This window comes from Bradyrhizobium sp. HKCCYLS3077, from assembly GCF_051167555.1.
In the GTDB taxonomy this organism is placed as follows: Bacteria; Pseudomonadota; Alphaproteobacteria; order Rhizobiales; family Xanthobacteraceae; genus Bradyrhizobium.
This window is the reverse complement of record NZ_JBNPTH010000001.1, coordinates 436,858-450,976: the sequence shown is the minus strand read 5'-3', so window position 1 is coordinate 450,976 and position 14,119 is coordinate 436,858. Positions and strand designations below refer to the sequence as shown.

The window sequence follows — 14,119 nt, the reverse complement described above, 5'->3', positions numbered from 1 at the left end:
GGCGCGTTTCTCGCTATCTTATCGATACCCCACTCGGCCCTGCGTATGAGTTGCGCGCAGGGACTGCACCTCATGAGCGCCCCACTCGTGACGTGCCGGGCGGGGGCGGTGGCTCCTCCAGCGCCGCCCCCAGCCCCCGGGGAATTTTTCCCGCGAATGCGGTGGATCTGTTCTCGCCGGTCTGACTTTCCTGCGCACACCGGTTCTTACAATCACGTACGGTTCTTGTCGCCCGACCGCGTCAACATCGAGCCTGCCTCAAGTGAGATCACGCGGTATGGGTCCCGGATCGGCGCCCGCCAACGCTATCGCGTTGCCGGGCTTGTCCGGGACGACGGCGGAGTTTGATGCGGCCTTCGCGCTCTCTCCTTACGGTGCTGGCGCGGACACCGGCAGCGGCTCGATCGTGCCGGCGCCATTCGCGGTCTTCGCCTCCGCCTTCGGCATCACGATGCCCGCCAGCGCCTGCACCGGATCGTCGCCCGGCTTGAAGCCGGACTGTACCAGGATCTCATCGATCAGCGGCTTCAGCGCATGCACGCGCAGCAGCTCGCCGGCGAGGCCCTCGCCGAAGCCGACATTGCCGCCGCCGGCACCATTGCCATTGCCGCCGAAGGCGCCGCCAGTGTGCAGGATGCGGACGTCCTTCAGATTGGCGATCGGCTTGACCATCTCGCCCAGCGCGGCCGGCATCGTCGCGATGCGCTGCTTGGCGAGCTCGAAATCGATCACGTTGCTGCCGAGCTTGTTCTGCGCCTCGTTCTTCAACAGGATCACCGCGGCCTCCGCCTCGCCGATCTCGCGCACGCCGGCAGCCTTGATCTTGTTGGCCTCGGCCTCCGCTTCGGCGAGCGTCTTGGCCGCCTCGCCGCGATCGACCGCGGCGCGCTTCTCGGCCTCGGCCGCGACCGTGATGCCGGTCGAGCGCTGCTCGGCCTCCTTCCGCGCGGCCATGACCGCGGTCTGGCGTTCGCGGTCGGCGATCTCGATCGCGCGCGCGGTGGTCACCTTTTCCTCCGCCGACACCGCCAGCGCCTCGGCCGCCTTGGCGACGGCGCGGGCTTCAGACGTCTCCTTGCTCTTGGTCGCGATCTGGATGTCGTTGTCCTGGGTGGCGATCTGGATCTCGCGGTCGGCGTCGGTCTTGCGCCGGTTGATCGCGAGGTTGGATTCGATGGTCGCGGTCTCGCGCACCTTCAACGCTTCGGCTTCGCGCTGGGCGATCTTCTGCTGCGCCTCGATGCGGGCGTTCTCCTCGGTCTGCCACGCCGTCTGCGTCGCGCTCGCCACCTCGGCGCGGGTGCTCGCGGTCTTGTTGGCGATGTCGCGCTCCTGGCTGAGCTCGGCCTCCTTCTTGGTGCGCTCGATCGTCAGCGTGAGCTGGCGCGCCTCGAGGTCCTTCTGCGCGATCGCCACCTCGTTGTCGCGCACGATGGCATTGCGGTCCCGCCGCCGGGTCTCGGTGACGGTCTTGAGCCGCGTCAGGCCCTCGGCGTCGAAGAAGTTCTCGGCGTTGAAGAACGAGATGTCGGTCTGGTCGAGCTTGGTCAGCGACACCGATTCCAGCTCCAGGCCGTTCGACTGCACGTCGGCCTCGACCGCGGCCTGGACGTGCTTGACGAAATCCGAGCGCTTCTCCTGCAGGTCCAACAGCTCCATCGTCGCCGCGACCGAGCGCAGGCCGTCGACGAACTTGGCCTCGACCTGGTCGCGCAGCAATTCGGCATTGTTGGTCACCGCGCCGAGCGTCTGCGCGGCAAGCGCGATCGAATCCACATCGGGCTTCACCCGGACATAGAACTCGGCGTCGATGTCGACGCGCATACGGTCCTTGGTGATCAGCGAATCCTTCTTGGAGCGCTCCACGCGCAGCCGCAGGGTCTTCAGATTGACGCGCGCGATCGAGTGGAAGATCGGCAGCACGACGGCGCCGCCGTCGAGCACGACTTTCTTGCCGCCGAGGCCGGTGCGCACGAACGCCTCGTCGCGGGTGGAGCGGTGATAGAGCACGGCGAACACCGTGCCGAGGACGACCAGCAGCACGACGCCGATCGACGCGGGCAAAACCAGATCAAACATGGGAGCTACTTTCGGGTTGAGGACGTATGAGAGTCCGTGAGCTCGTCGGCGGCCGCGATCGCGAGAAAGCGGCCGTCCTTGCGGTCGACGAGCAGAACCGCGGCCCCCTTGGGCAGCGCCGGCGAGCCGGGCGCGGCCGTGGCGGTGACCGTGTGCCAATTGCCGTGAATGTCCTTGACGCGGACGCGGCCGGGCAGCCCGCCATCGAGCGGTCCGACCGCGACCTCGCCGGTGCGGCCGACGAGATCGGCCAGACCGACGGCATAGCTTTCGTCCTGCGGGACGAGCCGCGCGATAGTGCGCGTCGAGCTGCGCAACAGCGGCACGGTGATGACAGCGGCGAGCACACCCGCGGCCGATGCCGGCAGCGGCCATCCCACCAGACGCACCGCGTCCTGGAGCAGGAAGCCCGAGATCGAGAAGATGCCGAGCGCGAGCAGGATGCAGATCATCAGCGGCACGCCGCCGACATTGATCCAGGACAGCACCTGGCCGAGGCTGCCGCTGTCGCTGTCGTGTCCGAGATCGACGGCGTGGCCGAGCAGCTCGCTGATCGAGAGGCCGAGCAGCATCGAGCCGATTTCGACGCCGCCGACCAGCACGATCATCACCGCGGCGACCGCGAACGGCCGCACCTCGGGCTGCATGAAATGGTCTAACATGGTCATGGGACGATGCGCCCCTGCACGCTCAGTTCTGCGACTTCAGACGCGCCAGCCGCTCGGCAATGTCCTTGTCCCGCTTGAGCTTCGACAATTCGTCGATGTCCGGTGACGGCGGAATGCCCTCCGGCACGCCGGTGGCGCGGGCAATTGCGCGTGACGCGCGCGTGGCCTTGCCAAGGCCGGCATCCTCGGTCTTGCGCGCGGCGGCCTTCGGCTGCTGAGCCATCGCCTCGCTGCGTTCGAGCTCGGCGAGCCGCGCCTGCGCATCCTGCAGGCTGGAGAGGATCGCACGCAGGCTCGTCAGCACCGCATCGACGCGCTCGGCATTCTCGTCGATCGCCTTCGACAGCACCTCGAACTGCGCTTCGAGGTCCATCTGGCGGGCAATGCCGGCGCGGGCGAGATCGTCGCGGTTCTCGCCGATGGCGACGCGGATCTGTTCAGCCAGAGCGACGGTCTCGCGCTCGATCTCTGCGCGGCGCGCATTGAGCCGGTACTCCTCGGCGCGCGCGGAGGCGAGGCTCTCGCGAGACTCGCGCTCGGCCTGCTCGATCTCGCGAATCGCCTGCTTGACCAGGGCGACCCTGTTGTTGTCCTCGGCCTTCTCGATCGCGCCATAGGCGATCCCGGCGATGAGGCGCCCGGCGCGTGACAGGAGCGTGTCGGGAGCCGGCGCGTGTTCGGCGAGCATGACGTGGTCCTTTCGTGGGCTGACGTGTTGGCGTGACGCTGCGGTGACACCGAAATGAACCTCGAAGTCACCGTTATCGGTACGAACGAGCTGCGCCGGCGTCGCGTGCGTCCAGCCCGCGACATAACCGGTCACCTCGAACGGAATCGTGACGCGGCCGAGCGCGGTGCCGAGCGACAGCGTGCCGGCATCCCTGACATTCACCAATCGGTCGTCGAGCGGCAGCCGCGGGTTCGATGCCGCCCGATACGCCGCGCGGTCGCGCAGGCCGAGCGTGACGAGCCGCGACGGCAGTCGGGTGGCCTTGCGGATGGGGTCATAGGCATGGCCATGCAACGCGACGAGATTGGCGCCGATGCCCTTCGCGCTCGCGATCTCGTCGAGCATGTCCATCATCCGGGCATAATCGGCGAACGTCGCCTCGACGGCGTCGCGGGCCTCGGGCGTGAGCGCGAGACGGTAGCGAACAGCCTGATCGTACGGGCTTACGGCCATGGAGAACATCAAAGCACTGTTATTGTGCTTTGGCAAGCCGTCCGTGGCTCCGAGGACGCCGCACCTTTCCGTGACCACACCGAACGCCATGCCCATGTTGGTATGTCGCTCTGACCTCCCGGGCTGGTTTGAGGGGCGACCAAACAATCTCTGGTGATCGTTAAGAGGGGCGCGGCGTGATGAGCGGCAAAATGCTCGAAAGCAATCTGATGGCCGCTCCGTTCGCTTCGATTGTCACGAAGCTGCGTCTCCACGTCCGGGGTCGTCCCGGCCAAGCCCTGTCGTCGCGCAGCGACGGCAGGGCGCAGAGCCGGGATCCATAGCCACAGGCCGTCGTGTCGCGACGGCTCGGAGTGGCGATCGTGCCTCGAACACTGCCCGGGATTATGGGTCCCGGATCGGCGCCGCGACGCGCTGACGCGCGTCACGGCTTGTCCGGGACGACATCGAATTTGTAGCATCGCGTGGCAAACCCGACGCTGCAGGCGCGATTAGCTATCAGCGGCCCTGCACAACGGTGCAGCCGGCAGCCAGATCAATCCAGCAGATCGCGGCAGCCGAGATCGTCGACGGCGAGGAAGATCCGCTCCAGATTGTTCCACCAGATGATCGGCGGAATGTTCGCGGTCCACTGCCACACCGGCTTGGTGATCTGCCACAGCACGCCATAGCGATAATCGTCGTCGAGCGCGGCGCGGCTGTAGCCGGTCACGCCATGGCCGAGCAGGGCTTCGTGATAGCAATCGAGTAGATCACGCTCCACCTGCTGGCGGCGCTCGGGATACCACTGTAGACCCATCAGATAGGCGAGATCGTTGGCGCCGACATTGATCCGCCACTGGTCGAAGTCGAACACGCGCGCGCGATCCGCCACGCCTGGCTTGGCGAGCAGGAAGTTCCAGCTATGTGCGTCGCCATGCGCGATCGTGAGGTGGCGGTGCGAATGATAGCGCGCCAGCAGTCTTGGCGTGGACGCGATGAAGCGCCGGTAGATATCGCGTCGGTCGGCGCTCAGGCGATCACCGAGCAGCGCGGTGAAACGTTCGAGATGGCCGGCGAGTTGCGCCATGACCTCGGCCATGGAAGCGGGTGCGATGAATTCGCCGATCGTTCGGCCGAGATCGGGATGGTCCCACCACGCCGCGTGCAGGCGCGCCAGCGCCTCGACGATGTCAGCAGCCTGCGCCGATGTCGGCGGCAGCGGCCATTCCGTCGCGATCTCATGGCTGTCGGTCAGATCCTCCAGCAGCAGATGCCAGTCCTGGCCGTCGCCATCCCAATGCGCACCGAAACAGCGGGGCACCAGCTGGTGCGGCAGATGCGGCGCGATCGTGGTGTAGAACGCAACCTCCTGGCGGCCGGCGCGCCACAGGGTCTTGGCAAAATTCTCCTGCGCAACCTTCAGGATCAGCGTCCGCGGCGCATCAGGCGCCGGGCCGTCATAGCTGATAGCGAGACGAATGATTCTCGAGACGATGATGTCGCGCGCGCTGAGCATCGCGACCTCACGCACAGCGCTCGCGCCGAGCGCGCCGGATGCACGAAGCGTCTCGGTCAGACGCGCAGGGTCGACGACGGATGGCAAGACCGGAGACGTCATCAGGAGCTGTCCTTCGACGGTTACAGCGCCTCCGACCCTAACAGAAAATCAAGACAGTGCTACTTGATCGGCGCGCGCGGCAGCACGGCGTCGCCGATCTCCATGCGGTAGACGTGATCGAGTGAGTACCAGGGCGCGGTGACGCCGGGCTCGGTCGGATGCGGTTCGTCGTGGCGGATGAAATTGCCGAGCAGTGCGCGTGTGACGCCGAACTGGACATCGCTGTCGATGTGCGGATCGTTGGGGTCGTAGACCTGCGAGATCAGCACCTTGAAGCCTTGCTTGACGATCAGCGCATGCAGATGCGCGGGACGATAGGGATGACGGCCCTGCGCCTTCAGGAGACGGCCGACGACACCGTCGGTGGGGATGGGATAGCCGACCATCATGACGGAGCGAAACCAGAAGCGGCCGTCTTGATCGGTTAAGAGCTTGCCGCGCAGGTTCATGTCGGCCTGCTCTGGATCCTGGTTCTCGTAATAGCCGACCGGAGAGGCGTGCCAGACGTCGACCTCGGCGCCAGCCACTGGAGCGCCGTTGGGATCGACCACGCGTCCGTGCACGAACAGCGCCGGCCCGGGCGTCGGCGAGCGCAGGATCGAGCCGCCGTTCTCGGTGCGCGGCGAGTTCAGCCGCCAGAACGGGCCGAGCAGCGACTGCGCCGTCTCGGTGTTGCCGCCATCGCCATTGTTGAGCAGGCAGACCAGCGGCGAGACGCCCAGCGAGCCGGCCATCAGCACGACTTCATTGTGCGTGTCATTGGTGCGCTGGCCGAGCTCGGCGATGAGGGCGGCGGCCTCGCGGAATTCTGCTTCGGTGAGGCGGACGTCGCGGACGAAGCCGTGCAGATGCTTGATCAGCGACACCATGATCTCGCGCAGCCGCGGATTGGAGGTCCGCTCCATCACCGCTAGCACGGCGGGGGTGACGTCCTGTTCGCGGGAGATGGTCATGGCGCGGTCCCTCTGCATTCTCCGTCATTGCGAGCGAAGCGAAGCAATCCAGGGCTACACGCGTGGCTCTGGATTGCTTCGTCGCTTCGCTCCTCGCAATGACGGCGGCGTGTCAGTTGATCGTCTCGACCGCCAGCGCAACGCCCTGGCCGACGCCGACGCACATGGTGGCGAGCGCGCGTTTTCCCCCGCGGACTTCGAGGCCGTGCACCGCGGTCATCGCGATGCGCGCGCCGCTCATGCCGAGGGGATGGCCGAGCGCGATGGCGCCGCCGTGCGGATTGACGAAATCGGCGTCTTCGGCGACGCCGAGCTGGCGCAGACAGGCGATGCCCTGGGACGCGAACGCTTCGTTCAGCTCAATCAGATCGAAATCGGTGATCTTCAGGCCGAGCCGCTCCAGCAGCTTGCGCACCGCGGGCACCGGACCGATGCCCATGATGCGCGGCGGCACGCCGGCGGAGGCAAGGCCGAGCACACGCGCGCGCGGCGTCAGGCCGTGCTTCTTCACCGCGGCTTCCGAGGCGAGGATCATCGCCGCGGCGCCGTCATTCACACCCGACGCATTGCCGGCGGTGACAGTGCCCGGATTGCGAACGATCGGCTTCAGCTTGGCGAGGTTTTCCAGCGTGGTCTCGGGACGCGGATGCTCGTCCTTGTCGACGGTGATGGGGCCGGCCTTGCCGCCCGGCACGGCGACCTGCGTGATCTCGGCGGCGAAATAGCCGGACGCGATCGCCTTCCCGGCGCGCTGCTGGGAGCGGATCGCGAACGCGTCCTGGTCGGCGCGCGACACCTGGAATTCCTCGGCGACGTTCTCGCCGGTCTCCGGCATCGAATCGACGCCGTACTGCTGTTTCATCAGCGGATTGATGAAGCGCCAGCCGATCGTGGTGTCGAAGATCTCGGCCGAGCGCGAGAACGCCTCCGTGGCCTTGCCCTGCACGAACGGCGCGCGCGTCATCGATTCGACGCCGCCTGCGATCGCGAGATCGACCTCGCCTGCGCGGATCGCGCGGCCAGCGGCGCCGACCGCGTCGAGGCCGGAGGCGCAGAGGCGGTTGAGCGTCTGGCCGGGAATGGAGTCCGGCAGGCCCGCCAGCAGCAGCGCCATGCGGGCGACGTTGCGGTTGTCCTCGCCGGCCTGGTTGGCGCAGCCGAAGAACACCTCGTCGACCGCGGCCCAGTCGAGATTGGGATGCTTGGCCTTCAGCGCCTTCAGCGGCGTCGCCGCGAGATCGTCGGTCCTCACCTTCGCCAGCGCGCCGCCGAAGCGCCCGATCGGGGTCCGCACCGCATCACAAATGAACACGTCTCGCATCGCTCTCTCCCGGGGGTGTTTCTGGTCAGAATTGACGGCGGTTTTAGGAGTGCGATGGGGGCAGGTCAAATGACGGGAACGCGGGGTGGCATGCGTGGAAATTGAGGAGGCGAGACCATCGCGCCGCGATCGGTGCGCCCCCTCTCCCGCTTGCGGGGGAGGGCTGGGGTGGGGGCGCGGCTCGGGTGGTGATCGAGGGGTGCGTCGTGTGGAGAGAGGCCCCCACCCGCTTCGCATCTTCGATGCGAAGCGACCTCCCCCGCAAGCGGGGGAGGTGCAATCGCTGCCAATGCCCGAAGCCACGTTTGGCGCACACCGCCGCTCCACCCTCGCCGTCATTCCGGGGCGGCGCGCGCAGCGCGGCGAGCCCGGAATCTATTGGGCCGCACAACCTGACGCACGATGGATTCCGGGTTCGTGCTGCGCACGCCCCGGAATGACGCCGGTGGTTCTGTCCGGCACCGGCGCGGGGCCAAGATTGCCATCGTGGAAAACCGGGACATCGCCTGCAAAGCGGTAGGACCGTCCGGGCAAATTGGCTAGTTTCCGCGCCATGACCATCCAGCAGCCCATCTCCGCCCCGGTTCCGCAAGAGTCGGTGTCCTCGGCCGCGCCCGCCGAGGCGCCGGCCAAGCTCACGCCGATGATGGAGCAGTATCTCGACATCAAGGCCGCGCATCCCGGGCTGATGCTGTTCTACCGGATGGGCGATTTCTACGAGCTGTTCTTCGAGGACGCCGAGGTGGCCTCAAAAGCGCTCGGCATCGTGCTGACCAAGCGCGGCAAGCATCAGGGCCAGGACATCCCGATGTGCGGCGTGCCGGTCGAGCGCTCGGAAGACTATCTGCACCGGCTGATCGCACAGGGCATCCGCGTCGCGGTCTGCGAGCAGATGGAAGATCCGGCCGCGGCGCGGGCGCGCGGCAACAAGAGCGTGGTCAAGCGCGGCGTGGTGCGCGTGGTGACACCGGGCACACTGACGGAAGACAATCTGCTCGACGCGCGCGCCAACAACTACCTGCTCTCGATCGCGCGCAGCCGCGGCTCGTCCGGCGGCGACCGCCTCGGGCTCGCCTGGATCGACATCTCGACCTCGGACTTCATCGTCACCGAATGCGCCTTCGCCGAGCTGACGGCGACGCTCGCGCGCATCAATCCGAACGAAGTCATCGTCTCCGACGCGCTGTATTCGGACGAGGCGTTCGAGCCGGTGCTGCGCGAGCTTGCCGCAGTGACGCCGCTGACGCGCGACGTGTTCGATGGCGCCACCGCCGAGCGCCGGCTGTGCGATTACTTTGCCGTCGCCACCATGGACGGACTTGCCGTGCTGTCGCGGCTCGAAGCAACCGCGGCGGCCGCCTGCGTCACCTATGTCGAGCGCACGCAGGTCGGCCAGCGCCCGCCGCTGGCGCCGCCGGCGCGCGAGGCGACCGGCAGCACCATGGCGATCGACCCGGCGACCCGCGCCAATCTCGAACTGACGCGCACGCTGGCCGGCGAGCGCCGCGGCTCGCTGCTCGACGCGATCGACTGCACGGTGACCTCGGCCGGCTCGCGTCTGCTGGCGCAACGCCTGGCTGCACCCTTGACGGAGCCGGCGCAGATCGGACGCCGGCTCGACGCGGTCAATGTGTTCGTCGCCGACAGCGCGGCGCGCGAGGACATCCGCTCCATCCTGCGCGGCGCGCCGGACATGACCCGCGCGATGGCGCGGCTGTCGGTCGGGCGCGGCGGTCCGCGCGATCTGGCAAGCCTGCGCGACGGCATCCTCGCCGCCGACCAGGCGCTGGCGCGGCTTGCCGTGCTCGACCAGCCGCCGCAGGAGATCGCCGCGGTGATGGCCGCGCTAGCGCGGCCGGCGCGAACGCTCGCCGACGAATTCGCCCGCGCCCTCGACGAGCAGCTGCCGCTGATCAAGCGCGACGGCGGCTTCGTTCGATCAGGCTATGATGCGACGCTCGACGAGACGCGCAATCTGCGCGACGCCTCGCGGCTCGTCGTCGCCTCGATGCAGGCACGCTACGCCGACCAGACCGGAGTGAAAGCGCTCAAGATCCGGCACAACAACGTGCTCGGCTATTTCGTCGAGGTCACCGCGCAGCACGGCGACAAGCTGATGTCGGCCCCGCTGAACGCGACGTTCATCCATCGCCAGACGCTGGCGGGCCAGGTGCGTTTCACCACATCCGAGCTCGGCGAGATCGAGGCCAAGATCGCCAATGCCGGCGAGCGCGCGCTCAATCTCGAGCTCGAGATCTTCGACCGGCTCTGCGCGCAGGCACTCGCGATCGGCGACGATCTGCGCGCGGCCGCACACGGCTTTGCGATGCTCGATGTCGCGACCGCGCTCGCCAAGCTCGCGGTCGACGACAACTATGTCCGCCCCGAGGTGGATGGCTCGCTCGGCTTCGCGATCGAGGGCGGCCGTCATCCGGTGGTGGAGCAATCGCTGAAGCGCGAGGGCCAGCCGTTCATCGCGAACTCCTGCGATCTGTCGCCGACGCCGGGGCACAAAAGCGGACAGCTGTGGCTGCTGACCGGTCCGAACATGGCGGGTAAATCGACCTTCCTGCGTCAGAACGCGCTGATCGCCCTGCTGGCGCAGATCGGCTCGTTCGTGCCGGCGAGCCGCGCCCGCATCGGCATCGTCGACCGGCTGTTCTCGCGCGTCGGCGCCGCCGACGATCTTGCGCGCGGCCGCTCGACCTTCATGGTCGAGATGGTCGAGACCGCGGCGATCCTCAACCAGGCCGGCGAGCGCGCGCTGGTGATCCTCGACGAGATCGGACGCGGCACCGCAACCTTCGACGGCCTCTCGATCGCCTGGGCCGCGATCGAGCACCTGCATGAGAGCAACCGCTGCCGCACGCTGTTCGCCACGCACTATCACGAACTCACCGCGCTGGCCGCCAAGCTGCCGCGGCTGTTCAACGCCACGGTGCGGGTCAAGGAATGGCAGGGCGACGTGGTGTTCCTGCACGAGGTGCTGCCGGGCTCCGCCGACCGCTCCTACGGCATCCAGGTGGCGAAGCTCGCAGGCCTGCCGCCGGCGGTGATCAGCCGCGCCAAGTCGGTGCTGGCGAAACTGGAGGCCGCCGACCGCGGCCAGAACGCCCGGGCGCTGGTCGACGATCTCCCGCTGTTCGCGGTGCCCTCGCGCGCGGCGGTGGAGCCCACGATGTCGAAGGAGATTGAGGAACTGATCGCCGCGGTGAAGGACCTCCATCCGGACGAGATGACGCCGCGCGAGGCGCTGGATGCGCTGTATCGGCTGAAGGCGAAACTGCCGAACAAATAGTCGCCGTCATTCCGAGGCGCGCGTCAGCGCGAACCCGGAACCCCTCTCTCGTCGGAACATGCGGCCCAATGGATTCCGGGCTCGCGCTTCGCGCGCCCCGGAATGACAGCGAGGGCGGCGAGGCGGCTCGTCCCAAACTCTCCGTCATTGCGAGCGCAGCGAAGCAATCCAGGGGCTCGGGTGGGACTCTGGATTGCTTCGCTGCGCTCGCAATGACGGTGGAGAGAACGACTCGAGGCTGCGGCGGTTCGTCGGGCGGATGGCAGCAGGCCAACGGCATGCTCGTCAGCAATGACAAGAGCGATGTCCGCTTTCAAAACCGGGACGAGACTGCCATCCTGGCGAGATGGCAACGCATTCTCGAACAGTGCTATCTCCCACCTTGACCGCTAAGCTCTCCGCGCTGGCATCCGCTCGCGAGAACTGGGATGACGAGTTGCCAGCGATCCTGGCGGAGCTCTCGGCTGTGCCACATCACTCAGTCGTCCTAGCTGCGCGCGAGATCGCGCTCGCGGCACGTCTTGGCTGGCAGCCACTCCTCATGGATCGGCTGATCGCTCGATTTACTGGTGAGCCGATCTATGTCCGCGATCTCGCCCTCATGCGGCGCGCTCCAGATTATGCGTGGATCTTCCTCTTTCATCCAAGCGGCCATGTTCGAGAGGCGGCCCTCGATTGGTTGCAACGACCACCAGCCTCCCCGTTCTTTCTCGCCGCCGTGGCATGGCGTTTAAACGATTGGGCCGAACCGGTCAGGCGCGCCGCCGCGCGCTATGTGCAGCGCGTCCAGCGGCAGATCGCCCCCGATGTGGCAGCAAGCAGTGCACCATATCTCCTCGACCGCCGACACAGCTGGAGACGCTGGGGCAGCAGCGAAGCCGACCTGCTCGACGACATTTTCGGCAGGCCGGACGTGCTGCCGATCATCGCCGGCTTTCTGCAACGGACAGCCAACGGCTCGCTCGCCAGGTATCTGCGTCTCGTGGTGCGCTATCCTGCCATCGATCAGTATCTGCCCGCGCTGGCCGCATCGGCGATCCAGCCGCAGGTCAGAGCAATTGCCTATCGCTGCCTTCTGACCGGTAGCGTCACTTGGTTTGCGGGCTACGGGTGGGAATGGATCGACAAGGTCTACGGCATCAGGAAGCGCGTTCCGAAATTCAATCACCGTCCCCTGCAGGACATCGCACTGCCGCCTGATCTGTTCTGGCAGGCGGCACGCGATGCATCGGTGATCGTGCGGCGTGCCGCAGCCGATGCACTGATCGCGAGTCGTACGACCGTCCCTGACGAAGATCGGCTGATCGCCCATTTCGAGCAGGACGAGAACCCATCGGTGCGATCGCGCGCCGATTTCCTGCGTCGACATCCACGTCCATCGTAACGATCAGACGCGCGCCGCCTTCCTTCGTCCCAGCCACCACAGGCCGAGATTCCAGCCGACGCAGGTGGCCAACGCTCCACTGAGGCCGAAGGCGGCGCCCAAGTGCAGGCTGCCGAGATGCAGCACGATCACCGCCAGCGAAAATCCGATCAGGCCCCAGGCGCCGTTGGCCATGACCGCGGCGGTTGCGGGGCCGCCGATGCGCGGCTGGAGGATCAGCATCATCGAGGTGAAGACGATCGGAAACAGCGCGAGGATCCCGGAGACGCTGGGACCGGCCCAGCCGGAGACCGAGGTGACGGTGGCGACGAGTGTTGCGACCAATGAGGCGCGCAACGGCACGTCGTACCAGCGCCGCGTGATCAGCGGCATCCTGGCGTGGCGATAGCGCTGCAACAGCGGCAGGCAGATCGCGAAGGTGACGATGTTGGCAACGATGCCCATCAGGAGCGTCCACTGCACGCTCTTGATCAGGGACGCGAGACCGAGCCACACCGCGACGGCGGTGGCGCTCGCCACCCCCACGCTGTGGCGTTGCGCCAGCACGGCGTAGGCGAGGCTGAGGAAGATGGTCGCGGCGTTGATCGGCAGGCTGGTCAGGGCGCCCTGCGCGATGAAGGCGGCATCATGGTCGAGCGCAAGGAACACGTAGGTCGGACCGGCCGAGATCGGCAAGGTCGCGACCAGCGCGCCGATCACGGGCCCAGTGCGTTCCGCGATCATCGAGGCAGATACGACGAACGATGCCGCGATCGCCATGCGCAGGCCGAGGACGAGCAGGAAGGATAGATCGAGGGACATCAGCTCATGCCGCAGCGGCGGTGCGCTCCCTCTCCCGCGCTTGCGGGGGAGGGCTGGGGTGGGGGCGTGGCTCGGGTGGTGATCGAGGGGGCGCGTCGTGTGGAAAGAGTCCCCCACTCGCCTCGCATCTGCGATGCGAGACGACCTCCCTGCCGCATCCGCCTACGCTCTTCGAGCTACGGCGGACAAGCGCGGGGGAGGCGCTGACCGAGCGAGCCGCGCTGGCTCGCGCTGATCAGTCGAGGGCAGGCACCAGCGCGGTGGCTACGCCGCCACCCGCTTCAAACTGACCGACACCTTCGGGCCGTTCTTGATGGTCTGATAGACCACGCAATAGCGCTCGGTGAGCTTGAGCAGGAGATCGAGCTTGTCCTGCGGCGCGTCGGTGTCGATCTCGAAGCGCAGGCGGATCTCCTGGAAGCCGACCGGGGCCTCCTTGTCGACGCCGAGCGTGCCGCGGAAATCGAGATCGCCCTCGGCCAGCACCAAGCCGCTCTTGAGCGGGACCTCGACCGCGGTCGCGACCGACTTCAGCGTGACGCCGGCGCAGGCGACCAGTGCCTCCAGCAGCATGTCGCCGGAGCACAGCTCCAGGCCCGAGCCGCCGGTGGCGGGATGCAGGCCGGCGACCGCCAGCGCGCGGCCGGTCTCGAGCTTGCAGGTCAGGCCGTCGCCGCCGACCTCGCCCTTGGCCTTCAGCGTAATCACCGCGGCGGAGGGATCAGCCTTGTAGCGTTCCTTGATCGGCGCCTGCATGGCGCGCAGCTCGGCAGCATCCATTGTCGTTCTCTCCCGGAGTCATTTCAGGAGAGATGTACCGGGCGATCGCTCA

General features: G+C 67.2%; 10 protein-coding genes. 2 read left to right on the top strand and 8 right to left on the bottom strand.

Translation table 11 applies throughout. The features are described from left to right. Nucleotides 1–369: 369 nt before the first annotated feature. From ACQR0Z_RS01985 to pcaF, 6 genes are all read right to left on the bottom strand, one after another. Complete coding sequence (locus ACQR0Z_RS01985; protein WP_434917521.1) at nt 370–2,079, bottom strand: flotillin family protein; 1,710 nt, start codon at nt 2,077–2,079, stop codon at nt 370–372. A 5-nt stretch (nt 2,080–2,084) separates the two neighbouring features. Further along, nucleotides 2,085–2,747 (bottom strand): OB-fold-containig protein, encoded by a 663-nt coding sequence (locus ACQR0Z_RS01980; protein WP_434917520.1) that lies wholly within the window; start codon nt 2,745–2,747, stop codon nt 2,085–2,087. 22 nt (nt 2,748–2,769) lie between these two features. Then, on the bottom strand, nt 2,770–3,939 hold the full coding sequence (locus ACQR0Z_RS01975) for a PspA/IM30 family protein (RefSeq protein ID WP_434917519.1): 1,170 nt from the start codon (nt 3,937–3,939) through the stop codon (nt 2,770–2,772). A gap of 526 nt (nt 3,940–4,465) precedes the next feature. After that, a complete protein-coding gene (locus tag ACQR0Z_RS01970; RefSeq protein ID WP_434917518.1) occupies nt 4,466–5,530 on the bottom strand; it encodes a phosphotransferase in 1,065 nt (354 codons plus the stop codon). Nucleotides 5,531–5,589: 59 nt separating this feature from the next. Continuing rightward, nucleotides 5,590–6,483, bottom strand: a complete 894-nt coding sequence (locus ACQR0Z_RS01965; protein WP_434917517.1) for a dioxygenase — start codon at nt 6,481–6,483, stop codon at nt 5,590–5,592. Nucleotides 6,484–6,595: 112 nt separating this feature from the next. Beyond that, nucleotides 6,596–7,804, bottom strand: a complete 1,209-nt coding sequence (gene pcaF, locus ACQR0Z_RS01960; protein WP_434917516.1) for a 3-oxoadipyl-CoA thiolase — start codon at nt 7,802–7,804, stop codon at nt 6,596–6,598. Nucleotides 7,805–8,357: 553 nt separating this feature from the next. On the opposite strand from pcaF, the gene mutS reads away from it, so the two are divergent. Beyond that, nucleotides 8,358–11,102: a DNA mismatch repair protein MutS gene (mutS, locus tag ACQR0Z_RS01955; protein ID WP_434917515.1), complete on the top strand. Its 2,745-nt coding sequence runs from the start codon at nt 8,358–8,360 to the stop codon at nt 11,100–11,102. A gap of 541 nt (nt 11,103–11,643) precedes the next feature. After that, nucleotides 11,644–12,486, top strand: a complete 843-nt coding sequence (locus ACQR0Z_RS01950) for a hypothetical protein (protein WP_434917514.1) — start codon at nt 11,644–11,646, stop codon at nt 12,484–12,486. Between the two features lie 3 nt (nt 12,487–12,489). Here the strand turns inward: ACQR0Z_RS01950 and ACQR0Z_RS01945 are convergent, their stop codons facing one another. Together ACQR0Z_RS01945 and ACQR0Z_RS01940 are read right to left on the bottom strand one after the other, a co-directional pair. Beyond that, nucleotides 12,490–13,287 (bottom strand): hypothetical protein, encoded by a 798-nt coding sequence (locus ACQR0Z_RS01945; RefSeq protein WP_434917513.1) that lies wholly within the window; start codon nt 13,285–13,287, stop codon nt 12,490–12,492. Nucleotides 13,288–13,551: 264 nt separating this feature from the next. Next, the gene (locus ACQR0Z_RS01940) at nt 13,552–14,067 is read right to left on the bottom strand and encodes an OsmC family protein (RefSeq protein WP_434917512.1); all 516 of its coding nucleotides are present in this window, start codon (nt 14,065–14,067) and stop codon (nt 13,552–13,554) included. Nucleotides 14,068–14,119: the final 52 nt, after the last annotated feature.